The organism is Senegalia massiliensis, assembly GCF_009911265.1.
In the GTDB taxonomy this organism is placed as follows: Bacteria; Bacillota; Clostridia; order Tissierellales; family SIT17; genus Anaeromonas; species Anaeromonas massiliensis_A.
The window spans coordinates 39,229-64,120 of the sequence record NZ_QXXA01000004.1; the positions used below are offsets into that span (position 1 = coordinate 39,229).

The 24,892-nt window shown below is 26.6% G+C and carries 27 protein-coding genes, 1 tRNA gene and 1 other annotated feature; of the genes, 3 read left to right on the forward strand and 25 right to left on the reverse strand.

Annotation, left to right across the window (positions count from 1 at the left end):
* Window positions 1-5 precede the first annotated feature (5 nt).
* On the reverse strand, window positions 6-713 hold the full coding sequence (locus D3Z33_RS02405; protein WP_160196194.1) for a class I SAM-dependent methyltransferase: 708 nt from the start codon (window positions 711-713) through the stop codon (window positions 6-8).
* Between the two features lie 118 nt (window positions 714-831).
* On the opposite strand from D3Z33_RS02405, the gene D3Z33_RS02410 reads away from it, so the two are divergent.
* Window positions 832-1,659 (forward strand): thymidylate synthase, encoded by an 828-nt coding sequence (locus tag D3Z33_RS02410; protein WP_160196195.1) that lies wholly within the window; start codon window positions 832-834, stop codon window positions 1,657-1,659.
* A 10-nt stretch (window positions 1,660-1,669) separates the two neighbouring features.
* On the forward strand, window positions 1,670-2,179 hold the full coding sequence (locus D3Z33_RS02415; protein WP_160196196.1) for a dihydrofolate reductase: 510 nt from the start codon (window positions 1,670-1,672) through the stop codon (window positions 2,177-2,179).
* 17 nt (window positions 2,180-2,196) lie between these two features.
* On the opposite strand, the gene D3Z33_RS02420 is transcribed toward D3Z33_RS02415, so the two are convergent.
* The 10 genes from D3Z33_RS02420 to D3Z33_RS02465 form a co-directional block, all read right to left on the reverse strand.
* Entirely contained in the window at window positions 2,197-2,469 is a 273-nt protein-coding gene (locus D3Z33_RS02420; protein ID WP_201750413.1) for a YkvA family protein, read from the reverse strand.
* A 93-nt stretch (window positions 2,470-2,562) separates the two neighbouring features.
* On the reverse strand, window positions 2,563-2,940 hold the full coding sequence (locus tag D3Z33_RS02425) for a universal stress protein UspA (RefSeq protein ID WP_160196198.1): 378 nt from the start codon (window positions 2,938-2,940) through the stop codon (window positions 2,563-2,565).
* A 107-nt stretch (window positions 2,941-3,047) separates the two neighbouring features.
* Window positions 3,048-3,144, reverse strand: a tRNA-Sec gene (locus D3Z33_RS02430).
* A 75-nt stretch (window positions 3,145-3,219) separates the two neighbouring features.
* Window positions 3,220-4,089 carry a GerMN domain-containing protein gene (locus tag D3Z33_RS02435; RefSeq protein ID WP_160196199.1) on the reverse strand — a complete coding sequence of 290 codons (870 nt, stop codon included), beginning with the start codon at window positions 4,087-4,089 and terminating at the stop codon, window positions 3,220-3,222.
* Window positions 4,090-4,102: 13 nt separating this feature from the next.
* Window positions 4,103-5,485 carry a sensor histidine kinase gene (locus tag D3Z33_RS02440; protein WP_243153398.1) on the reverse strand — a complete coding sequence of 461 codons (1,383 nt, stop codon included), beginning with the start codon at window positions 5,483-5,485 and terminating at the stop codon, window positions 4,103-4,105.
* A gap of 46 nt (window positions 5,486-5,531) precedes the next feature.
* Window positions 5,532-6,227 (reverse strand): response regulator transcription factor, encoded by a 696-nt coding sequence (locus tag D3Z33_RS02445; RefSeq protein WP_160196200.1) that lies wholly within the window; start codon window positions 6,225-6,227, stop codon window positions 5,532-5,534.
* A 63-nt stretch (window positions 6,228-6,290) separates the two neighbouring features.
* Window positions 6,291-8,198 carry a selenocysteine-specific translation elongation factor gene (gene selB, locus D3Z33_RS02450; RefSeq protein ID WP_160196201.1) on the reverse strand — a complete coding sequence of 636 codons (1,908 nt, stop codon included), beginning with the start codon at window positions 8,196-8,198 and terminating at the stop codon, window positions 6,291-6,293.
* Between the two features lie 13 nt (window positions 8,199-8,211).
* Complete coding sequence (gene selA, locus D3Z33_RS02455; RefSeq protein WP_160196202.1) at window positions 8,212-9,615, reverse strand: L-seryl-tRNA(Sec) selenium transferase; 1,404 nt, start codon at window positions 9,613-9,615, stop codon at window positions 8,212-8,214.
* Window positions 9,616-9,627: 12 nt separating this feature from the next.
* Entirely contained in the window at window positions 9,628-10,665 is a 1,038-nt protein-coding gene (gene selD, locus D3Z33_RS02460; protein WP_160196203.1) for a selenide, water dikinase SelD, read from the reverse strand.
* Window positions 10,666-10,680: 15 nt separating this feature from the next.
* The gene (locus tag D3Z33_RS02465) at window positions 10,681-11,316 is read right to left on the reverse strand and encodes a DUF655 domain-containing protein (RefSeq protein WP_160196204.1); all 636 of its coding nucleotides are present in this window, start codon (window positions 11,314-11,316) and stop codon (window positions 10,681-10,683) included.
* A gap of 162 nt (window positions 11,317-11,478) precedes the next feature.
* Between D3Z33_RS02465 and D3Z33_RS02470 the strand changes: the two genes are divergently transcribed.
* Window positions 11,479-12,774 carry a D-alanyl-D-alanine carboxypeptidase family protein gene (locus D3Z33_RS02470; RefSeq protein WP_160196205.1) on the forward strand — a complete coding sequence of 432 codons (1,296 nt, stop codon included), beginning with the start codon at window positions 11,479-11,481 and terminating at the stop codon, window positions 12,772-12,774.
* A 29-nt stretch (window positions 12,775-12,803) separates the two neighbouring features.
* On the opposite strand, the gene D3Z33_RS02475 is transcribed toward D3Z33_RS02470, so the two are convergent.
* From D3Z33_RS02475 to D3Z33_RS02540, 14 genes are all read right to left on the reverse strand, one after another.
* Window positions 12,804-13,463: a helix-turn-helix transcriptional regulator gene (locus D3Z33_RS02475; RefSeq protein WP_160196206.1), complete on the reverse strand. Its 660-nt coding sequence runs from the start codon at window positions 13,461-13,463 to the stop codon at window positions 12,804-12,806.
* A 12-nt stretch (window positions 13,464-13,475) separates the two neighbouring features.
* Entirely contained in the window at window positions 13,476-15,941 is a 2,466-nt protein-coding gene (gene leuS / locus D3Z33_RS02480) for a leucine--tRNA ligase (protein WP_160196207.1), read from the reverse strand.
* Window positions 15,942-16,002: 61 nt separating this feature from the next.
* Window positions 16,003-16,185 (reverse strand) — a binding site (T-box leader).
* A gap of 25 nt (window positions 16,186-16,210) precedes the next feature.
* Window positions 16,211-16,567, reverse strand: coding sequence for a ribosome silencing factor (rsfS, locus tag D3Z33_RS02485; RefSeq protein ID WP_160196208.1), 357 nt, complete (start codon window positions 16,565-16,567; stop codon window positions 16,211-16,213).
* 11 nt (window positions 16,568-16,578) lie between these two features.
* Window positions 16,579-17,154, reverse strand: a complete 576-nt coding sequence (yqeK, locus tag D3Z33_RS02490; RefSeq protein ID WP_160196209.1) for a bis(5'-nucleosyl)-tetraphosphatase (symmetrical) YqeK — start codon at window positions 17,152-17,154, stop codon at window positions 16,579-16,581.
* An 11-nt stretch (window positions 17,155-17,165) separates the two neighbouring features.
* Window positions 17,166-17,774 (reverse strand): nicotinate-nucleotide adenylyltransferase, encoded by a 609-nt coding sequence (gene nadD, locus D3Z33_RS02495; protein WP_243153399.1) that lies wholly within the window; start codon window positions 17,772-17,774, stop codon window positions 17,166-17,168.
* A 75-nt stretch (window positions 17,775-17,849) separates the two neighbouring features.
* Window positions 17,850-18,035 (reverse strand): hypothetical protein, encoded by a 186-nt coding sequence (locus D3Z33_RS02500; RefSeq protein WP_160196211.1) that lies wholly within the window; start codon window positions 18,033-18,035, stop codon window positions 17,850-17,852.
* 66 nt (window positions 18,036-18,101) lie between these two features.
* Window positions 18,102-18,395, reverse strand: a complete 294-nt coding sequence (yhbY, locus tag D3Z33_RS02505; RefSeq protein ID WP_160196212.1) for a ribosome assembly RNA-binding protein YhbY — start codon at window positions 18,393-18,395, stop codon at window positions 18,102-18,104.
* A gap of 27 nt (window positions 18,396-18,422) precedes the next feature.
* On the reverse strand, window positions 18,423-19,703 hold the full coding sequence (obgE, locus tag D3Z33_RS02510) for a GTPase ObgE (RefSeq protein WP_160196497.1): 1,281 nt from the start codon (window positions 19,701-19,703) through the stop codon (window positions 18,423-18,425).
* 126 nt (window positions 19,704-19,829) lie between these two features.
* Window positions 19,830-20,108: a 50S ribosomal protein L27 gene (gene rpmA, locus D3Z33_RS02515; protein ID WP_130806561.1), complete on the reverse strand. Its 279-nt coding sequence runs from the start codon at window positions 20,106-20,108 to the stop codon at window positions 19,830-19,832.
* A 2-nt stretch (window positions 20,109-20,110) separates the two neighbouring features.
* Window positions 20,111-20,446: a ribosomal-processing cysteine protease Prp gene (locus tag D3Z33_RS02520; RefSeq protein WP_160196213.1), complete on the reverse strand. Its 336-nt coding sequence runs from the start codon at window positions 20,444-20,446 to the stop codon at window positions 20,111-20,113.
* An 8-nt stretch (window positions 20,447-20,454) separates the two neighbouring features.
* The gene (gene rplU, locus D3Z33_RS02525; protein WP_160196214.1) at window positions 20,455-20,766 is read right to left on the reverse strand and encodes a 50S ribosomal protein L21; all 312 of its coding nucleotides are present in this window, start codon (window positions 20,764-20,766) and stop codon (window positions 20,455-20,457) included.
* A 91-nt stretch (window positions 20,767-20,857) separates the two neighbouring features.
* Complete coding sequence (locus tag D3Z33_RS02530; protein ID WP_160196215.1) at window positions 20,858-22,354, reverse strand: Rne/Rng family ribonuclease; 1,497 nt, start codon at window positions 22,352-22,354, stop codon at window positions 20,858-20,860.
* A 4-nt stretch (window positions 22,355-22,358) separates the two neighbouring features.
* On the reverse strand, window positions 22,359-23,045 hold the full coding sequence (locus D3Z33_RS02535) for a TIGR03936 family radical SAM-associated protein (RefSeq protein WP_160196216.1): 687 nt from the start codon (window positions 23,043-23,045) through the stop codon (window positions 22,359-22,361).
* Window positions 23,045-24,886, reverse strand: a complete 1,842-nt coding sequence (locus D3Z33_RS02540) for a TIGR03960 family B12-binding radical SAM protein (RefSeq protein ID WP_160196217.1) — start codon at window positions 24,884-24,886, stop codon at window positions 23,045-23,047. The genes D3Z33_RS02535 and D3Z33_RS02540 overlap by 1 nt, the downstream gene beginning before the upstream one ends.
* Between the last annotated feature and the right edge of the window lie 6 nt (window positions 24,887-24,892).

Genomic DNA, 24,892 nt, shown 5'->3' on the forward strand with positions numbered 1-24,892 from the left:
TCATCCTATTCATTTTCTCTGTTCTTTAATAATAATAATATAAGTTCATAATTTATTTTTATTATATTATTTTCTTTAATATTATCTACTACTTTATAATAAATTTCCTTCTTCTTCTTTTCTTCTAATAAATAATAATAATTCTGCATATTTAAAAACTTAATATATTCTTCTTCTGTATATATCTTATGCCAATTATAGATTTTTGTTTCCACATCATAGAATTTATAATTATTTACTATATCATTTTTTACATGAGATATTTTATCTCTAGAATAATTAAAACTAGGATACGCTGTCCAGATTAAAGCTAATGTCCCATGTTTCTTTAAAATACTTTGTATTTTAGTCATACTTATATCTCTATTTAAATATTGAAAAGAATTTGCACATATTATAATATCATACTTTTCATTTGGAACTTGCCATTCTTCAAATGAAGATATATATATATTTATACTATCTTGAAATCTTTTATTCATATAAGATGCTAATTCATATTCCCTCTCTATACAGTTTATATTATTAAATTTTAAATCTAATAATCTTCTAGTAGCCTTCCCAGTTCCAGAACCTATCTCTAATATATTACTATTTAATTTTAAATTTGCATAACTCATCATGTCCCAAAAAATTTTAATGGGATAATCAGATATTAGTTTATCATATTCTTGAAATGCTCTATCTAGACTCTGACTTTTAACATTATACATATTTAACCCTCTTTTAAATATTATCTTATATATTATATTATATTTTACTCATTTATATTATATTTATTTTATACCCATACTTATGTTATAATTAATTCTAAAACACTGGAGGGTTATTATGATAAAATCAGAAAAAATATTTAGAGAAAATATAAAAGAAATACTTGAAAATGGTTATAGTACCGAGAATGAAAAAGTAAGACCTCACTATAAGGATGGTACTCCAAGCCATACATTATTCATACCTCAAACATATGAAAAATATGATATTTCCAAGGGAGAATTTCCTATAATATCACTTCGACCTATAGCATGGAAAAGTGGTATAAAAGAAATATTATGGATATATCAAGATCAAACTAATGAACTTTCTACATTAAAAGAAAAATATAATATTCATTGGTGGGATGATTGGAATGTTGGTGATGGAACAATCGGTATGAGATATGGTGCTACTGTTAAAAAATATGATCTTATGAATAAATTGCTTGATGGTTTAAAAAATGAACCTTATGGTAGACGTCATATTATGGACTTGTATCAATATAGTGATTTTGAAGAAAGTAAAGGATTACACCCTTGTGCTTTCATGACTCTTTGGACAGTTAGAGGTGAATTTTTAGATATGACATTAGTGCAAAGAAGTAACGACTACCTCGTAGCTGGACATATAAATAAAATTCAATATGTAGCACTATTAATGATGGTTGCAAAATCTACAGGTTATAAACCTGGTATATTTACTCATTTAGTTCAAAATCTTCACATTTATGATAGACATATTGAACAAGCAAAACAACTTTTAAAGAGAACTCCTAGTGATAAGCAACCTAAATTAATACTTGATACAGATAAAAATGATTTTTATGAATTTACAATAAATGATTTTAAAATGCAAAATTATGATCCAATTAAGCCTCAACTAAATTTTGAACTTGCAATATAAGGAGATAATTATGAATATAAATATGATTGTAGCAGTAGATAAAAATTTTGGAATAGGTTATAAAAATAAACTATTAACACATATACCTGAGGACCTTAAATATTTTAAAAATATAACTAAGGGACATGTTTTAATTATGGGATATGATACCTATATGTCATTACCTAAAAGGCCTCTTCCAGATAGAGTAACTATAGTATTAACTAGAAAAGATAAAAACTCTTATAATGAGTTAAACGATGTAATAGTATGCAATAGTATAGACAATATATTTAAAACGCTCACAAGACAAAATTTAAAGAATAAGAAAGTATTTATATGTGGTGGAGAATCTATCTATAATCAATTTATGGAATATGCAGATACTTTATATATAACTCATTTATTTAAAGAATTTAAAGCAGATACTTTCTTTCCTAATATTAAAAAAGAAAATTGGGAAATATCAGAAGTTAAAGCAGACTTTGAAAATATTCATAACAAAATACCACATATATTTACTATATATAATAAAAAATAGGCCATATGGCCTATTTTTTATTCTTTATCTTTTATATCATATTCTACATCTTCTACTACATTTTTATTCTTGAAATTAACTACATTTTTCTTTTTAGGTATATATTTTTCTAGATAATCTGATAATTTACTATATGTATATAAAAATATAACAATATCATCTATCCACCCTAAAAATAAAATAGGATCAGGTATAATATCAAATGGAAATACTAAATACATTGCTGCAAGAACAATTAATGCTTTTTTAGGTAAAGATACATCTCTGTCTTTAAAAAATTTGGGTATCATGCTTAATTTATAAATAAATCTACTCATTTTCCTCAGCCCTTTATTAAATTTATAATATATATACCCTTTCTAAAAAAACTGAATAAAAATTATTTAAATAACTGAAAAATCACATTTAGGTAATTTATTCTTCAAGTTTATTTCTATGCTATTTTCCTGATCTTTTCCAGATGGAGATTCTCCCATTACAATATTTGTTATTCTTTTATCCTTTGCAAAGTCAACTATTGCTTTAATTACATCCTTTGATCTAATTACAGTTAAGTCTGCTCCCACAGCTTTTGAAACTCTAAAAAGATATTCTAATGCTCTACTATCATTGTTTTCATAAAGAAAAGTATCATTTTCATTTACTACATGAATAACATATAACTCATCATTTTCTTTATCAACTTTATTATTTCCACCTTCTATAAGTCTTTCACAAGTTTTTTGTTGAGTAACACACACCATAACTTTTTTAGTTTTCATTTATTACTCCTTTCACTAAATATATAATCAATTTAGCTTTATGATATAACTATTATATCAACTTTTTTTAAAAAAACCAAATAAAAAAACGCCATAGGCGTTTAAATTGGCGGGAATATGTGAGAATCGAACTCACCCAGGACGCTCCTAACGCCCCGAACTGGTTTTGAAGACCAGAAGGCACACCAGCACCCATCTACTCCCTTATTATTTTCAATACTAATATAGTATAACATAAGTTTTTTACTTGTCAAGAATAAGTTTAAATATTAAATTACATTAATATATTTCATTTATTTTAAAAGTTTTTTCTAATTGAGTATCTGAATATTCCATACTAAATAATTTATTATACTTTACCTTTTTATCATCATTTGTAATAGCTTCAACCTCAACATCAACTAATAAAGCTTTTTTGTAATTATTTAATTTATATGATTTAATATTATATTTTTTTATATTTTTATCTATATATTGTATTTCATAATATACTCGACTTTTTTTATCTGTATTTTTAAATAATGAAGCTAATTTAGAACTTTCTCTATTATTTAACATATCATAATAATCTTTTATTGTATCAAATGGATTTATAAATTTGTCCTCTACTAATAATTCACTATATTGTAATGGTTTTTCTATATTCATTACATTTGATAAAAATTCCTTTTTTTCACCATCTATTAATAATTGTACACTTTTTATAGAATCTAGCTCTGTAATAGTGTTTACAATAGAATAAGTTAATAATACTTCTTCGCTAGGTGATAAGTTCTCTTTTATTATATCACTTGATAAATTTATATATGCAATTTGATTTTCAATATCAATAGAACGTATCTTAGTCTCTTTAGGAATTAAATTATTTATATTTTTTCCATTTAAACCACCTATTAATTCTTCTAATATTTCTAATTCTATATTTTTTGTTATATCTTTGATTTTTTTGTTTTTCATTACTAATTTTTCATTATACTTATCAGAGTAATAGAGTATAGCATCAAAATTATTTTCTAAAGGATGAGGAGATATTATTGGGGACTTACTATCTGAATTTGACATATCATCGTAAGTTTGGCATCCACTGATTATAATAGCTATAAATATAATAATTATTATTATATTTATATTTTTAAAATAAATTTTCACAATATCACCTTCCTTAATCTAAAGATACATTATTATCTAATGGTAACTTTATATAAAATTTTGTTCCTTTATTTATTTCACTTTTTACTTCTATATTACCTTGGTGTAATGTTATTATTTGATTTGCTATAGAAAGTCCTAATCCAGTGCCACCAGTATTTCTAGTTCTAGCCTTATCTACTCTATAGAACCTCTCAAAAATATGTTCTAAATCTTTTTCTGGTATACCTATTCCATTATCTTTTATTTCAATAATAGCATTTTTATTATCAGAATATAATATAACATCTACATTTCCATTTTCATGAGTATATTTAATTGCATTATGAATAATATTAATTATAGCTTGCTGTATCTTATTTTTATCAATATTTAATTGAATTTTTGCCTTTTCAATATAATTCAATTCGATATTTTTTTCTTCAGAAATAGGCTTTAATCTTGAAATGATTTTTTCTAATAAATGATTTATATAAGTTACTTTGTAGTTTAAGTTTAATTTTTCCTTATCTAAATCAACTAAAGATAATAAATCGTCAATTATATTATTCAATCTATCTATTTCTGAATCAATATCTGATAAAAACTCTTTATATACTTTCTCATCAACTGTATCTTGATGTAAAAGTGATTCTGATAATAATTTAATAGAACTAAGAGGTGTTCTAAGTTCATGTGAAACATTAGCTACAAAATCTTTCCTTTGAATATCAACTTGATCTAATTTTGTACTCATTATATTAAATGCATTAGCTAGTTGATTAAATTCATCATTTGAATGAATTTCAACTCTTTGATTTAAATTTCCTCGTGCCATATTTAATATTACATTAGTAAATTTTTGTATAGGTTTTGAGAAAATATTAGCCAATATGAAACTAATTATAGCTACAAATATAACACTTAAAAATGATATCCAATATAGTGCATTTTTAATACTATTAACTCTCACAAAGATATTATCTATTGAAGTAGATGTAAGTACTGCTCCCTCTATTTTGCCATTTATAATAAGTGGAACTGATGTATATAATAAATGTCCATATTCTTTAAAATTATAAGCATTAGAAATATTCTTACCTTTTAATGCTGAGTTAATTTCTTTATGTTCAAATTCTTGTCCTCTAAATTCTTCTTTTGAGTCAATAGTTACATTGCCATCCTCATCTACAACAATAATCCTTGAATTAATTTCCTTGCCATAATTTATAACTTCATTTTTAGTTATTTCATATATTATAGAGTTAGAATTAGAATTAGTATAATAATCAATATCATTTGCTATTATATTAGTTTTGGCAAGCATATCAATTTTCTTTTCTTCTAAATATATATTAGTAATTGTTCTAGTTATAAAAACATTTATTACTAATAACAATATTATTACTAATAACAAATAGGTGGAAACAAGTTTCCACCTTATGCTAATAAATTTTGTTTTTTTATTTTTTCTTACTCCTAAAATAATAACCCACTCCCCATTTTGTAAGGATATACTCAGCTTGTGAAGAATTTTTTTCTATTTTTTCTCTTAATCTTCTAATATGAACATCAACTGTTCTTAAATCACCAAAGTATTCATATCCCCAAATAATCTCAAGTAGCTCTTCCCTTGTAAAAATTTTACCCGGATTTGTAGCTAATAAGAGTAATAAGTCAAACTCTTTAGCAGTAAGATTGACTTCCTTATCTCCTATAGAAACTTTTCTTCCTAGAGTATTTATTGTAAATTCTTCTACTTGTATCACTTGATCATGAGACTTAGATTGTTTATTTGTAGATCTTCTCAATATAGCCTTTATTCTAGCCTTTAATTCTAAAATATTAAAAGGTTTAGTCAAATAGTCATCCGCACCATATTCTAATCCAAGGATTTTATTCATATCTTCCCCTTTAGCAGTAAGCATTATTATAGGTACAGATGAAGTCTCTCTAATTTTTTGACAAACTTCTAATCCATCTATCTCTGGTAACATAAGATCTAATATTATTAAATCAAATTCCTTGTTTAATGCCTTATTTAAAGCTTCCTTCCCATCAAATGCAGTATCAATATCATAATCATCTTGTTCAAGACTATATTTTAAACCTTTAACTAATAAGGTTTCATCATCAACAATTAGTATTTTATTAGCCATTTTTTCACCTCTACTTAATTTTTGAATAAAATATTAAATTTAATATTATTCTTTTAATTTATTTTAATATATTATTCTCTTATCTTCAATTCTTTTAGTAAATTTATTTCTATCAAAATCTTCTAATAGAGCCATAGCAAATTTTCTACTAGTATTTAAAAGATCTCTAAATTCACCTAAAGAAATAGAACTATTCTTATTTAAATAATCCCTTATAATATCTAAAGAGTTATCATATGCTTGTTTAGATATTATAATATCCTCATCTAATAATATTATCCCTTCTTGTTGAATACAAGAATCTATCACCTTTAATACTTCTTCTTCTTTATGTTGTAAAATTTTTATTAATTCATTTATTTTAGGAGGATTGAATTTATCTTTTAATATTAAATCATAAATATTATCTTTGATAGATTTTTCTTTTTCATTATATTTTATTTGAAAATTATTTAAAGATATATATAAATTATCTTGTTTAATAATATTATCATATATAAGTTTATCAATAAACAATTCTGATAATTTAGGTTTAATATTAGAAAAATACTTGCTTTTTATTTCCTCTTTTAAAATGCCTTTTTTTAGAGAGTTTTTTTCATGATACTTTTGTAAAAACTCAATAATTTCCATTTTTATATATTCAAAATAATCTATATGAATATAGTGCTCACCATCAGACATTGTAAATTTAATTATTTTTTGATTTTGAGTTAACTTATTTGTGTTATTTTTTATTTCTGATTCAGTTGTTACAAGTTCAATTGATAAATCCTTTGTTGAAGGGAAACTTCTACTTTTTTCTTTTATACTTTCTTCTAATATTTTTTCTTTATTGCCAGTTTCCCTTGCCTTTAACTCTTTTATTATATCACTTTTAAATCTCTTTTTCTTAGTAGGGTTATTATCCAGTACAATTCCACCACCAACAGTTGTCATAGGTGAATAAAATCTAACAATAAATCTATCGCCTATTTTTGAAGAAGTAATGTTTTCAAGTCTTAATTGAACATATCCACTTTCACCTGGAGTTAAATTTTCTTTATCTAGCAAAATTGCTCTACATAATATTTCTTCAGTTCCTAAATACAATCTAAGTCTTGTTCTATTTTCTATTATCCACGGAGAGTTTTCTAATAAATTTAATTTTACATCTATCATTCTTGTATTAACCATAGAATCCGGATAAGATATAATATTCCCCTTTTCAATTTCAGATTTTTTAACTCCTACTAAGTTAATTGCTACTCTTTGTCCAGCTAAAGCTATATCAGTATCTTCACCATGAACTTGTACTGATCTTATTCTAGCTTTTAATCCTTTAGGATAAATTTCTACCTCGTCACTTACTTTTAAACTCCCTTGAAGTAGAGTCCCTGTTATTATAGTTCCAAAACCAGTAAGTGTAAATACTCTATCAATAGGTAATCTTGGTATATTTTTAGAATCTCTGTTTTCTATTTCACTAGTCAAATAATCTATTTGCCTTGATAATTCATCTATTCCTTCTAATTTTGTAGAGGACACTTCTATTATTTTAGCATCTTTTAAAAATGTATTTTCTACACTTTCATATATATCCTCTTTTACAAGTTCAATCCATTCGTTGTCTACAGTATCTGTCTTAGTTAATGCTATTATTCCCTTTTTTATATTTAATAAATTAAGTATATTTAAATGCTCTATAGTCTGTGGCATCATTCCTTCATCTGCTGCTACTACTAAAATAACAACATCCATACCACTAACTCCAGCTAGCATATTTTTAATGAATTTTTCATGTCCTGGTACATCTATTATTCCAGCCCGTCTACCACTAGGTAAATCAAAGTATGTAAATCCTAATTCAATTGATATACCCCTATCTTTTTCTTGCTTTAAATTATCAGTGTCTCTGCCCGTAAGTGCTTTAATAAGAGTAGTTTTACCATGATCTATATGTCCTGCTGTTCCTATAATAACGTTTTTCATAACTAAACACCTCTTAATCATTTATAGAAGATATTATCCCTTCAAATATTATATCAAGCTCATCTTCTTTTATTGTTCTTAAATCTATATATAACTTATCATTTTTTATTCTTCCTATTATAGGTGGATTAAATAATCGAAGATTTTCTTCTAATTCACCAACCTTTATTGATTTAGAGTATAAGCTTATTACCTTAGTCTTTATTTTTTCCAAAGGTAATGCTCCTCCACCTACTTGAGAATAATCATCTTCTATTTTACATTCTACTTTTTCTATATGTTTTAATAAATTGTATAACTTATTTGCCTTTTCTTCTATTTTTCTTATATCCATAGTAAGCATATTTAATGTTTCTATACTTTTTATAGCTTTTTGTTCATCTAAGTACTCACGAAGAGTAAGCTCAAGTGCTGCTAAAGTCATCTTATCAACTCGTAAAGCTCTTGTAAGTTGATTTCTTTTCATCCTATTTATTAAGTCTTTTTTTCCTACAATTATTCCTGCCTGTGGACCTCCTAATAACTTATCTCCACTAAAGCTTACAACATCTACTCCACTCTTTATAGATTCTTGCACTGTAGGCTCATAACTTAATCCATATTTACTTAAGTCAACAAGGACACCACTACCTATATCCTCTACTACTGGAATATTATTTGAATGGCCTATCTTTACTAAACTTTCTAAATCTACTTCTTCAGTGAATCCCACAATTTTATAATTACTTGTATGAACTTTAAGCAAAATAGCAGTTTCTTCATTTATGTTATTTTCATAATCTAACTTATGAGTTTTATTAGTAGTACCTACATCAACTAAAGTAGCACCACTTTGTTCCATAACACTTGGAACTCTAAAAGAACCTCCTATTTCAACTAACTCTCCTCTAGAAACAATTACCTCTTTACCTTTAGCTAGTGTGTTTAATATTAACATTACTGCAGAAGCGTTATTATTAACTACCAAAGCAGATTCAGCACCTGTTATTCTACATATAATATCTTCTATATGACTATACCTAGAGCCTCTTTCTCCTTTTTCTAAATCATACTCTAAATTTGAATAATTAGATGCTATATCTACTACTTTTTCCATTATTGATTTAGAAATTAAAGATCTTCCAAGATTAGTATGAATAACTGTACCTGTTCCATTTATAACTCTTTTTAATTTAGGATTTATTTTATATTTAGCTTTTTTTATTATTATTTGAGATATGTCATTGATTCTATTATCTAATTCCTCTTTTAAAATTTTAGAATTTAAAATATCATTCCTTACTTCATCTAAAAATTCTCTTATGGATTCCAAAATTATATTTCTAGGAATGTATTCTAATGCAATTTGAATTTTTTCTTTTTCTAATATATCATCAACTTTAGGCAACATTCTAAATAAATTCTTTGTGTTCTCCATCTATTTCACCCTTTATTCTACAATTATATAATGCTCTTGTTTTTTAGAAACTCTTCCTATTATATCATACTCTGTATCTAGTTTCTTTAATTGTTCCATTAACATATTTATTTTTTCTTCAGAAACTGATATTAGTAATCCACCTGATGTTTGAGGATCAAACATCATATCCTTTAATGGTTCAGAAACATTTTCACTTATCTTTACACTATTTCCTATAAACGATTTATTTGTATAAGCACCTTCCGGTATTATCCCCATATTTGCTAATTCATAAGCTTCTTTTATATAAGGTATTCTTTCTGAAGAAAACTTTATAGTTTTATTACTCCCCTTAGCCATTTCTAATGCATGACCTAAAAGACCAAAACCAGTTATATCTGTACAACTATTTACTCCTACTTCAATCATAGCATCTTTTGCCTTCTTATTAAGTGTAGTCATTGTTTTTACAGCTTTATTATAGCCTTCACTACTTACCATATCAGCCTTTATAGCTGTATTTAATATTCCAAGTCCTAGTGGTTTAGTAATAACTAAATAATCATTTTCTTTCAAATTACTATTTGTTACAACATCTTCTGGATGTATAAACCCTGTTACAGTAAGTCCATATTTTGGTTCATCATCTTCTACTGTATGTCCTCCAACTATCAAAGCTCCTGCTTCTAAAACTTTATCATTTCCCCCTTTTAAAATTTCTGTCATAACTTCTGTAGATAAACAATTAGGGAATGCAATAATATTCATTGCTAACTTAGGATCCCCTCCCATAGCATAAACATCACTTAAAGAATTTGCTGCAGCTATTTGCCCAAATGTATAAGGATCATCTACAACTGGTGTGAAAAAATCAACTGTTTGAATCATTGCAGTATCTTCATTGATTTTATATACAGCTCCATCATCTGATGTATCTATTCCAACTATTAGATTAGGATCAATATTTTTAGGTATATGACACAAAACTTGTGCCAAGGTCTCAGGACCTATTTTAGCTGCTCAACCAGATGCAGCAGTCATTTGAGTAAGTCTTAATTCATCTTTCATATATATACTTCCTTTCTATATAGTTAATTTGTCTTTTATATTCTGAAATGTCTTTTGTCCAATACCATCAACATTCATGATATCTTCTATACTTTTAAATTTACTGTTTTTTCTATATTCAACAATATTATTCGCTTTAACTTTTCCTATTCCAGGTAATGATTCTAAAAGTGTAATATCTGCTGTATTTATATTTATCTTTTCAATATTTTCTTCAGTTGAATCTAAACCATTTGCATTGGTACTATTATTTGTATCTTGAGTTAATTGTTCTTCTCCTATTTTATAAATATGAATTTTTTCTTCATCATTTATTTTTTTAGCTAAATTTATTCTATCCATATCAGCTTCATCAGTAAGCCCTCCAGCAGCTAAAACTGCATCATTTATTCTACTATTAGATTTCAAAGTAAATATCCCTGATTTATTTACTGCTCCACTAATATGTATTACTATTTCTTCTATTCCTTCTTCATCTTTCTCATAATCTCCATTTTTCACTTCTCTACCTTCGACAATATCTTCATCTTCTATTTCTTCATAAGTAATTTCATTTTTATCTTTGAATATTAAATTAAATCCTATTATACCTATTACAAATACAACTAATATAAGTATAACTATTTGCTCCTTTCTTGTAAAGCTTATCATAATTATCTCCTCCCCAGATAGAATATAATAATTATTATTCTATATAAAGATACATTTTCCTCTAAAATATTCTATTAAATTTAAATATATATAAAATTCATTTAAATTTTTGATGATTTTCTGTTATACTATAGTATATCTAGATATAAGAAGGTGATATTTTTGAAAAAAATTATAATGATTATAATTATGCTTTCAGTATTTAATTATAATTCAATTGTTTATGGAGAAAATAGCAATCTTGCTCAAGAAGATATAAATGGAGAAGCTGCTATTTTAATTGATGGTAAAACTGGAGATATATTATTTGAAAAAAATATACATAAAAAAATGTATCCTGCTAGTACTACAAAAATGTTAACTGGAATACTTGCTATTGAACAGGGAAATATGGATAAATTGGTAACAGTAGATGATAATACTCCTTATGAAATTTATGGTACACATATAGCTCTAGAACCCGAAGAACAGTTAAGATTTAAGGAATTATTAAATGCTACATTAATAGAATCCGCTAATGACGCTGCTGTAGTAATTGCAAAAGATATGGCTGGTGATGTTGAAAGTTTTGCAAAAATGATGAATAAAAAGGCTAAAGAAATAGGTGCTCTTAATTCTAACTTTGTAAATCCAAGTGGTCTACATGATGATAATCATTTTTCAACTGCTTATGATTTAGCTATGATTGCAAAATATGGAATGCAAAATGATCAATTTAGAAATATAGTAAAAAATTATAAATATACCATAGAACCAACTAATATTAAAACTGAAAAAAGAATTATGCATTCTGAGAATAAACTATTATATAGTACTAAAAAAATAAATGTCGATGGAAAAAATACTGAAATAAAATATGATGGTGCTATAGGAGTAAAAACTGGTTATACTGAACAAGCTGGTAATTCTGTTGTATCTGCAGTAGAAAAAGATGGAAGGCTTTTGATATCTGTAGTTCTAAAGTCAGCTGGAAATAATTTATGGATTGACACTCATAAACTTTTAAATTATGGTCTTAATAATTTTGATAAAAAGTTACTTGGATTTAAAAATGAATTTATAAAAAATATCAAAATTGAAAATGGAAATAAAAAATACGTTACTGGAGTCATTGGAGAAAATGTTACTACTCCTATAAAGAATAATATTGAAGGTGAAATTTCTAAAAAAGTAAATATAAATGACAATATAAAAGCACCTATTGAAAAGGGACAAGTATTAGGAAACGTTGAATATATTCTAAATGGCGAGACAATTAAAACAGCAAATATTATATCTGCTGAAAGTATTAATTTAGTAGGTTCTTATCCTAATGTAGCTGACATTTCATTATTTAACAGTATAAATATATGGTGGATAATAGGTACTATTTTATTGTTATTATTTTGGAGAATAAATATATTAAGGAGACGTGCTAAGAAAAGAAGACGCTATAAAAGTAAAAATTATAATATATAACAAAAATAAAGTACGAGAACTCTCGTACTTTATTTTTGTCTTCTTATTTCATCTAAATAATTATAAATTGTATATATAGAAACACATAACTTATCAGCTAAATATTCTACTGATCCCTTTATTAAAAAAATTCCTTTCTTCTCTAATTCATTTACTATTTCTATTTTTTCATCTCTTGATAAATAAGATACAGGTTTTGATTTGTTTTCTAATACTTCTTTAACTAAACTATATAAAATATCATTTACATTTTTAAAATAGTTCTCTGAAATTTCTTGGATGTTTCCTTCTCTTTCATCTATTGTTTGTGTTAATTCAGATATAACTTTTTTTGCTACAATAAATTCAGATATGTCTACATTTATACATAAACATCCTACTACATTATTTGATTCATCTTTAATAAATAAAGTGGAGGATTTTAATGTCCTTCCATCATTAGTAATAGTTTTGTATTTTATCAAATTTTTTTCGAATTCCTGATTCTTTATTGCTTTAAGTCCTTTTTCTGTCATTGGACTACCAATTTCTCTACCAGTTACATGACCATTTGATATTGCTATTACTGAGTGAGTAGGATTATTTAAATCATGTAAAACTACTTCACAATTACTTCCAAGAGTTTTAGATATCCCTTCTACTAATGGAACCATATTAAATAATAGAGGATGTATATTTGTATTAGTCATTTGTTCACCTCATCAATTTGCAACAATATTTACTAATTTTTTAGGTATAACTATAACCTTTCTTAATTCTTTTCCTGATATCATATTTTTAACTTTCTCAATCTCTAACGATTTCTTCTCTAATTCTTCTTTTGAAATGTCAGCGCTCACCATTATTTTACCTCTTACTTTTCCATTTACTTGTATCACTATTTCAACTTCATCTTTAATTAAAGCTTTCTCATCATATTTTGGCCAATTAACACTGTGGACACTTTTGTCATTACCTATCATACTCCATAATTCTTCTGCTATATAAGGCGAGAATGGAGCAAGTAAAACAACAATATTTTCAATTGCCTTAGACAATAATTTATTCTTGTTTTCATTATCTTTGCTTTCTCTAAATTTATTAGTATCATTAACAAGTTCCATTATAGCACTAATAGCTGTATTAAAGTTAAATCTTTGGTCTATATCTTCTGTTACTTTTTTAATTGTATTATTTAATGAATAATTAAATTCTTTCTCTATTTTATTTAATTTATCAAAGTCAAAAGATTTATTATTCATACATATATCTTTTGTATCATCTACTAATCTATACACTCTGTTTAAAAATCTAAAGCATCCTTCTACCCCTTGATCATTCCACTCTAAGTCTCTTTCTGGTGGAGCTGCAAAAAGCACAAATAATCTTGCTGTATCTGCACCATAATTACTTACAATTTCTTCAGGACTTACTACATTTCCTTTGGATTTAGACATTTTAGCTCCATCTTTTAATACCATTCCTTGAGTAAGTAAGTTTTTAAATGGTTCATCTACAGGAGAAATATCCATATCATATAAAACTTTTGTAAAGAATCTTGCATACAATAGATGTAAAATTGCGTGCTCTACTCCACCTATATACTGGTCAACTTTCATCCAATATTTTGCATTAGCTTTATCAAATGCTTTTTCACTATTATTAGAATCAGTATATCTTAAGAAATACCAAGAAGAATCTACAAATGTATCCATTGTATCAGTTTCCCTTTTTGCTTTTTTACCACATTTAGGACAAGATGTATGAACAAATTCTTTACTTGTAAGTAATGGAGATTCTCCTTTTCCGCTAAACTCAACATCTGTAGGTAATACCACAGGTAAACTTTCTTTAGGTACAGGTACTATACCACAATCTTCACAATAAATCATTGGAATAGGTGTACCCCAATATCTTTGTCTGGATATTAACCAATCTCTAAGTCTATAATTTATTGTTTTGGTACCTATCTTTTCTTTTTCTATATAATTAGTTATTTCTCTACTAGCTTTTTCATTGTCTAAGCCATTAAATTTATCAGAATTTACCATTACGCCCTTATCAGTATAAACTACTTTTAGCTCTTCTGCTTCTTTACCCTTCTCCGCTATTACTCTTGTTATATCTAAATTATATTTTTTTGCAAACTCAAAATCTCTTTCATCATGAGCTGGTACTGCCATTATTGCCCCTGTACCATAATCTATTAATACATAATTAGCTATATATATAGGGATTTCTTTATTTGTTAAAGGATTTATAGCATATCTTCCTGTAAATACTCCTTCTTTCTCTGTATCAAGTGATGTTCTATCTATATCAGACATATGCTCTAATTTCTTTTTAAATTCATTTACTTTTCCTTCATATTCTGTACCTATTACTATTTTATTCACCAATGGATGCTCTGGGGCTAAAACCATATAAGTAACACCATATATTGTATCAGGTCTAGTTGTAAATACATTTAACTCATCTTCAAAATCTTTTATTTTGAAATTAATTTCTGCACCTTCACTTTTACCAATCCAATTTTTTTGCATAGATTTTACTTTTTCAGGCCATCCATCTAACTTTTCTATATCTTCTAATAACCTCTCAGCATAATCTGTAATTTTAAAATACCATTGATCAAGTTCTTTTTTTCCAACTTCACTATCACATCTCTCACACTGTCCATTTACAACTTGTTCATTTGCCAATACTGTTTCACAAGATGGACACCAATTAACAGCATAATTCTTCTTATATGCTAAGCCTTTATTATACATTTCTATAAAAAATTCTTGAGTCCACTTATAATAATCAGGAGAACATGTAGCTATTTCTCTATTCCAATCATAGCTAAGGCCTATTTCTTTTAATTGCTCTCTCATATCGTCAATATTTTCTAATGTCCATTTATTTGGATGTATTCCATGTTTAATTGCAGCATTTTCTGCAGGAAGTCCAAATGAATCCCATCCCATAGGATGTAAGACATTATATCCTTGCATTCTTCTAAATCTTGCTACTACATCACCTATTGAATAATTCCTCACATGCCCCATGTGAATACGACCTGAAGGATAAGGAAACATTTCTAATTGATAATATTTTTGTTTATCATTTCTAAATGACTCAAAAGAATTTTCATCTTCCCATTTATTTTTCCACTTTTTTTCAATCTTACTAAAATTATAAGACATATTCTTCACTCCTTATAGGTTTTTATTTGAAATATAAAAACTTCTCATCCTTATCTATATAGATAGGGACGAGAAGTTACTCGCGGTACCACCCTAATTGGCTATAAAGCCCACTTAGAAGTCTTCTAATGGAGACCAGTCTAAAAACTAAAGCAAGTTCAGTAAATCAAAAATATCAACTTTCACCAAATGTTGACTCTCTATAATTTTTTTATTACTTACTACTCTTTATAATTCTATCTTAAATTATATGTTATAAATATTATATATTAACTAACATAATTGTCAATATTAATTTTCTTTCCATCTGCCCACAGTCTTTCAAGATTATAAAATTCTCTATCTTCTTTATGGAATATATGAATTATTATATCTCCATAATCTAATAATATCCATCTTCCTGATCTATATCCTTCTTTTGAACGTAAATCATATTTATTTTCACTTAATTTATCTTCTATTGAATCTGCTATTGCAACTACTTGTCTTTCATTTTTACCACTTAAAATCACAAAATAATCTGCTACACTTGTAAGTTCAGTAACTTCTAATACATCAATATCATGGGCTAATTTATCATCTGCAGCATTTATAACTAATGATAACTTATCATTATTTTTTTTCAAATCCTAACCTCCTATATAATCTTATTTCTTTTAAAAATTAAGCTATTTCTAGTTTCAATAGTATTAGGATGTATAAGCCATCCTTTATTAATTATATATTTGAGTGTATTATCCATAGCAAGAATAATGCTCAAATCAATATCTTTAAATGAAGTATCTCTTATTTTCTCAAGTCCTGGAAAGTTTCTACCTGGTTCAATGTAATCTGCTATAAAAATTATTTTTTCTAAAATACTCATATTTTTTCTACCTGTTGTATGATATTTAATTGCATTTAATATATCCTCATCTAATATATTATATTTAACTTCGGCTAATTTTGCTCCTAAAAAAGGATGAATCAAATGAGGGTTATTTTTCATTACAGTATCTAAAATTATACCAAATTCTTGGGCTTTTTTCAATAAAGTATCTTTGCCTTTATATTTAGCTGAATCATGTAAAAGAGCTGCAATATAAGCTTTTTCTGTATCTACTTTGTAATGCTTTGCAAGTTCTATAGCAGTTTCTGCTACTCTAATAGTATGTTTATATCTTTCTTTATCTATATCCTTTTTTAATATATTTTTCATTTCTTCTATTTTCATAATTTCCTCCATTATTTATAAAGATTCTTATTATATATGTAATTTATAACAGGATCTGGTGTCATGTACTTTATAGTTTCATTTTTGAATATTCTTTTTCTTATTTGTGTAGATGAAATATCTATAGGAGCAATTGTTAGATAACTAATTTTTTTATTATATTTTTCTTCAAGTTTTTTTATTTCATCCATTACATTATCTACATTATAACCTGGTCTCGTAGCTGCAATAAAAGTGCATATATTAAGAAGTCTATCAGTATCTCTCCAATTTTCTATATCAAGTATTGAGTCAGCACCTGTTATAAAAAAAAGCTCTGAATCATTGTATTTTTTAGAAAGTAGTTCTAAAGTATCCACAGTATAGCTTGTTCCATCTCTATTAGTTTCTATATCTGAAACTATAAAATTATTATTATTAGATGTAGCAAGTATTGTCATTATATATCTATCTAAAGAATTTGCTAATTTTCTTTCATCTTTATGAGGTGGGCTTCCAGTAGGAATAAATATCACCTTATCTAAATTAAATTTTTTTCTACTTTGTTCTGCAATCATTAAGTGACCAATATGTATAGGGTTAAATGTTCCTCCCATTACTCCTATTTTCTTTATCTTCATAATAATATCACTCCAATCTATATACATTATATATTAGATTTAAAAAGAATAAAAATTAATCCTCCAATTGGAGGATTAGTTTTTATCTACAAAACTTTTTAAAACATTTATTTCACTTGTATTAGTAGAATTTATATCTTCTATTTGTTCTTTTTCAAAGTTTTTAAAATACATTTTAAATTTACCATCTTCATCATCTTCATATCTTATACATTTATACCCTTTTTCATATAGCCTTTTTAATTTTTCAATATTATCCAATTTGGCCACAACTCCTTTTAAAGAGATATTTTTATTATTCTTAACTGGAGTCATTTTAAATATACATTATTTAGGTAGTTTAATTTTTTTATTTTCTTCTGATTCTCTATAGAGTACTATTTTATTTCCTATACTTTGAACAAATTCAGAATTAGTTTTTTCTGCTAATTCATTAGCTAATTCTTTTGGATCTGAAAAGCTATTATTTAAAACATTTATTTTAATTAATTCTCTAGCTTCAAGTGCTTCATCAACTTGATCTATTAAATTATCAGATATACCATTCTTACCTATTTGAAGTATAGAGTCCATATTATGAGCCCTTTTCTTTAAAAAACTTCTTTGTTTTCCTGTTATCATTTTTTCACCTCTTTATTTTAATCTATTTTATTCAAAGAATTCAAATTCATATCCACATATATTTACAGAATCCTCTTCATTTATTCCAAGTTCTCTTAATCTATCAATTATTCCTAAATCTCTTAATCTTTTTTGGAAGTATCTAGTAGAGTCTAAATCATCTAAATTAGTTGAATCCATAAGTTTTTCAACAACTGACCCTTCCACAAAATATTCATCATCTTCTTTTCTAACTACTATATCTTTTTTATCATCGTCTAAGCCATATAATTTAATATCTTCTTCAACTTCTATTATAGGCTCCAAATCACCAATTTCCTTAAGTAATTTACTGATTGTATATATAAGTTGTTTAACACCATCTTTTGTAGCTGCAGATATTTTATATACATCATATCCTAATTTTTCTATTTCTTCTTTAAACTCAGGAAAATTATCTTTAGTAGAATTTAAATCACTTTTATTTGCTACTACAATTTGTGGTCTATTTGATAATTTTTCATTATATAATTTTAACTCTTTATTTATTTTATGAAAATCTTCAATAGGATCTCTACCTTCCTGGCCAGAAATATCTATCATATGAACTAAAAGTTTAGTTCTTTCAATATGCCTTAAAAATTCATGTCCAAGACCAGTTCCTTCATGTGCACCTTCTATAAGCCCTGGAATGTCAGCTATTACAAAGTTGTTAGCATCGTTTAATTTTACTACTCCTAAATTTGGATTTATAGTAGTAAAATGATAATTAGCTATTTTAGGTTTTGCTGCTGATACAATAGAAAGAAATGTAGACTTTCCTACATTAGGAAATCCTATAAGCCCAACATCAGCAAGTAATTTTAACTCTAATAATATCCATCTTTCTTCTCCCTTTGTCCCACCTTCAGCAAACCTTGGAGCTTGTCGTGTTGAATTAGCAAATTTAGCATTACCTTTACCACCTCTACCACCTTTTGCTACTACAAATGTATGATTTTCTTCTGTCAAATCAGCAATAACTCTTCCTGTTTCTTCATCTTTTACAATTGTTCCAGGTGGTACATTTATTATTAAGTCTTCTCCTTTTTTACCATATTGTCTTTTAGACTTTCCATTTTCACCAGATTCAGCTTTAAAATGCTTTTTAAATTTTAAATCCATTAATGTTCTAAGTCCCTCATCCACATTCAATATGATATTTCCACCATGTCCTCCATCTCCTCCAGCAGGACCACCAGATGGTTCATACTTTTCCCTTCTCCATGCAACGGCTCCATGACCACCATTTCCGCCTTTTACAAATATTTTAGCTTTGTCTATAAACATCTTCATCATCCTCATTTATAATTACTTTTTATACCCTTATGTAATTTTTACCTCAAATAACTATAAATTATTCACTATAAAAAAATAAAGATCTACCTAATAGGTAGATCTTATTTTGACAATAGCTTATTGTGGGTAAACACTAACTTGCTTTTTGTCTTTTCCTTTTCTTTCGAATTTAACTACTCCATTTACTATAGCAAACAAAGTATCGTCTCCACCCTTTTTAACGTTTAATCCTGGATGAATTTTAGTACCTCTTTGTCTAACTAATATATTTCCTGATTGTACATTTTGTCCATCAGCTCTCTTTACACCAAGTCTTTTAGACTCACTGTCACGACCATTTTTTGAACTACCTACCCCTTTTTTATGAGCAAATAATTGTAAATTCATAACTAACATCATTACACCTCCCTGTATTTTAGGGTTATATAACCTGAATAGGATTCCATTATACTTTCTATGCCGACTAATACTGTTTTTAAAACTATTTGTGCGTTTTTAAAATCATCGTCATTAATTTTTTTAGGTAACTCCACTTGAATATAACCATCTTTTATAACACAAGTTAGATTTTCTAATTTTAAATTTCTTTGTAAAGATATTACCCCGGTTTGTGCAAGTACTGAAACAGCTGCACAAACTATATCTTTACCATATTCATCATAACCTGTATGTCCATCTATAATATATCCAAGTATATTACTTTTTTTATCTTGAAAAAATTCAACTTTTGTCATAAATACCACTAAGCATTAATTTTTTCAATTTTAACTTTTGTATAAGGTTGACGATGCCCTTGCTTTCTTCTATAATCTTTCTTTGCTTTAAATTTATATACTATTATTTTCTTTGACTTTCCATGCTCTACTATTGAAGCATCAACAGTCATATCTTCTATAAATGGCTTGCCTACTTTCACATCACCATCATTAGATACAAGTAATACTTTATCAAATTTGATACTATCTCCTTCATTTCCAGCAATCTTCTCAACAAATAAAGTATCACCTTCTTGAACTCTATATTGTTTTCCTCCAGTTTCTACTACTGCATACATTAAACATACACCTCCTCAAACCAGTCTCGCCAAATGTAGGTACTTTCGTTTAAAACCTAATTTGTGCGGCTACTTACAGAATAGTATTTTATCAAATTTCTAAATATTTGTCAATAAAATTTTCTAGTTTTCCTATCTTTTTATTTTTTAATTCATCAATTTTCAAATCATTATTTTCTTGAAAAAATATTTTTATATTATTTTCTTCTTGAATAGATTTTATTTTTTGGCTATAATTTTTAATTATTTCTTTATATTTATAAGTACTTAATTCAAATAATATAGCATTTGCTGAAGTATTATTTTTTATCCTATTTATTTCTTTTTCAATCTTTGCAATTAAAAAACCATTAGATTTTATTTTTCCTGTCCCATTACAACAAGGACAAGATTCTAAAATTTGAGTTGAGAGTTTATTTCTACTTTTTTTTCTAGTCATCTCTACTAATCCTAATCCAGTCATACCAATTACTGTAGTCTTTGTTCTATCTTTTTTTAACTCACTTTTAAATGAATCTAATAACTCTTGCTCATCTGTAGAATTAAACATATCAATAAAATCAATTATTATTATTCCACCTATATTTCTAAGTTTTAATTGTTTTGCAATTTCTTTTGCAGCTTCCATATTGGTCTTAAATACTGTATCTTTTAAATCTATGCTCCCTACAAATTTTCCAGTATTTACGTCTATAGAAGTAAGAGCTTCAGTTTCATCAATTACTAAATATCCTCCACTTTCAAGCCATACTTTTCTTTCAAGAGCAGATTCTATTTGTGAGTTAATCTCTAATTCATTAAATAAATCATCTTTACTATCTATATAATAAATTCTATTTTTTAATTTAGGACTCATAAATTCAATCATTTTTATAGATTCTTCATACTTATCTCTATCATTTATAAATACTTGGTCAATTTTCTTAGTAAATATATCTCTAATAGTACGCTTAGGTAAATCTAAATCTTTATATATTATTCTTGGACATGTCCCAGTATTTTTTTCCTTCATTATCATATGAAATATATCTAATAAGTAATCTATATCTGATTTTAAATCTTCATAAGACTTATCTTTTGAAGCAGTTCTAAGTATTAAACCCATATCTTCTGGTTGTACTTTAGATGCTAATTCTTTTAACCTTTCCCTTTCATTCTCACTATTTATCTTTCTTGAAACGCCAATATAAGTATTATAAGGCATCAATACTAAATACCTTCCAGGTAAAGTTATATGAGTAGTTACTCGTGCACCTTTTGAACCATAGGGCTCTTTTATAACCTGAACTATTAATTCTTGTCCTTGTTTTAACACTTCTTTTATTGATAGGTTTTTATAGTCTACACCATTTCTATACTGTATTTTTGATGTAGCATCTTTTATATAAAGAAAAGCATTTTTCTTAAGTCCTATATCGACAAAAGCTGCCTGCATACCAGGCAAAACATTTACCACTCTTCCTTTATACACATTTCCTTGTATTTTGTTTTTATCTTTTTTTTCATGAAATATCTCCGTAAGTTCATCTTCTTCTAAAACTGCTACCCTATCTTCATATGTTCCAACATCAATTATTATTTTGTTCATTAAATCACTCCCATTTTGGGTCCTCAGTAAATAAATCTAATCTGTGAATATTAAAATCTACATCATCTACCTGTAAACCTTCTTTAATCAAAGCCTTTATTAAAAGTTCAGGTTTCAAATTCCCTGTACTACCGGTTTTTAGTAGTGTTTTTAAAATTATTCTATCACTCTCATATAAAATAATATCTAATTCATATATATTTTTTCTAATATCTACTTCCCTTTCTATTGTTCTACCTTTCTTTTTTTTACTCTTAGTAATATATATTTCTTTTTTTCTTTTAAAGTTATTTATTGTTTCATATATACTTTTTTTAGATGAATTTTCTAATGGAATTAATTCAATTATATAACTAGAAGATTTAATTATAGACATCAAAGATTTTTTATCATCAGTATAATGAGCTTCTAAAATCTCAACACCTTCTGGAAGAACATCATTCATATCCTTTGTAAATTTCTCTGGAGCTATTTCTTCTTGTAATTCTATATCCATATATTCACCATCACTTGTAAGGCCTAATGCAAGGGCTGTAGCAAAAGAAAATTTAGGTTGAGGGTTAAACCCTTTAGAATATTCTACAGGTATATTTGCTCTCCTAAAGGCTCTCTGAAATAACCTCATAAGATCTAAATGTGATATATATCTTATAAGAGAATATTTTTTAAATTTAACTCGTAATTTTAACATTAACATAATCCCCCTTTGAAATCCTTTTGTATACCACAGCCACTACAACTAACTTTACAATTAGGGGTTATTTCTCCAGCTTTTGAGCGTTCATTTTCTCTTATTAAAAATGATTTTGTAACACCAATATCTATAAAATCCCAAGGTAACACTTCTCCATAGCCTCTTTCTCTATTAGCATAAAATTCTGGGGCTACACCTGTTTCAGCAAAAGCATTTATCCATTCATCATATTTAAATTGATCTCTCCATCCATCAAACTTAGCACCATTTTTAAATGCATGAATAAGAACCTTTGAAACTCTTCTATCTCCTCTTGCAAAAACTGCTTCAAGAAAACTTGTTTCAGCATCATGAGTATTGAATTTAATTTTTTTATCTTTTATAATCTTTTTAAGATACTCTTGCTTTTCCTTAAATTCATCTAAACTATTTTGAGGATGCCATTGAAATGGAGTAAATGCCTTAGGTACAAAACAAGATGCAGATGTTGTAATTTTAAGATTACCTTTCATACTATCTTTAGGTTGATTAAAAAACTCTTCTCTAACTTTATAAGCCAAATTCTTTATTCCCTCTAAATCTTCCTTTGTTTCAGTAGGCAACCCTATCATAAAATACAATTTAACAGTTGACCAACCCATTTTGAATGCATCTTTACATGAGTTTATTAAATCTTCTTCAGTTATTCCCTTGTTTATTACATCTCTTAATCTTTGACTCCCTGCTTCTGGAGCAAATGTAAGACCAGTTTTTCTAACCTTTTGAATTTCTTCTATTAAATCTAAAGAAAATGAATCTAACCTAAGGGATGGAAGGGAAAGTCCTATTCTATCTTCCTTAAATTCATCCATTAATCTAATAACTAAGTTTTCCAGATCAGAATAATCACTAGTACTAAGTGAAGATAATGAAATTTCTTCATGCCCTGTTGATTTAATTAATTTTTTTGCAAGTTCTAATAAATTCTCTACACTTCTCTCTCTTACAGGTCTATAAATCATACCTGCTTGACAAAACCTACATCCTCTAGTACATCCTCTAAAAATCTCTAAAATAACCCTATCATGTACAGTTTCAATAAAAGGTACTATCATCTTGTCTAAATAATATGTTTCATCTAGATTTTTTTGTATTACTTTTTTTATCTTACTCGGATAATTCTTCTTTTTAGGTATCATTTTTTCTATAGTATTATCTTCTTTATATTTAACCTCATAAAAAGATGGAACATATATCCCTTCTATATTGACTATTGATTCTAAAAATTCTTTTCTAGTCATTGCCTTTTGTTTCATTTGTTTATATTTTTTCATAATTTTTAATATAGTTTCCTCTGCTTCACCTATTACAAAAAAATCAACAATATCAGCTAAGGGCTCAGGGTTATAAGCACAAGGTCCTCCTGCTATTATAAAAGGATCTTTTTCATCTCTATTAGAAGATTCTAAAGCTATATTTGACAAATCTAACATATTTAATATGTTTGTATAACTCATTTCATACTGTAAAGTAAATCCAATAAAATCAAAATCTTTTAAAGGAGTTTTAGTTTCTAGTGAAAAAAGTGGAATATTTATTTTTCTCATTTGTTCTTCCATATCTATCCACGGAGCAAACACTCTCTCACAGTAAATTCCTTTTTCATTATTTAAAAGATTGTATAAAATATGTAACCCTAAGTGGCTCATGCCAACATCATAAATATCTGGAAATGCAAATGCAAATCTAGTCTCTATATCTTCTTCTTTTTTAATATAAATATTTTGTTCATTACCTATATACCGAGCAGGTTTTTCTACTTTAAGTAATATTTTATCTAATGTTTTTTGTTCAATCATTTTAAT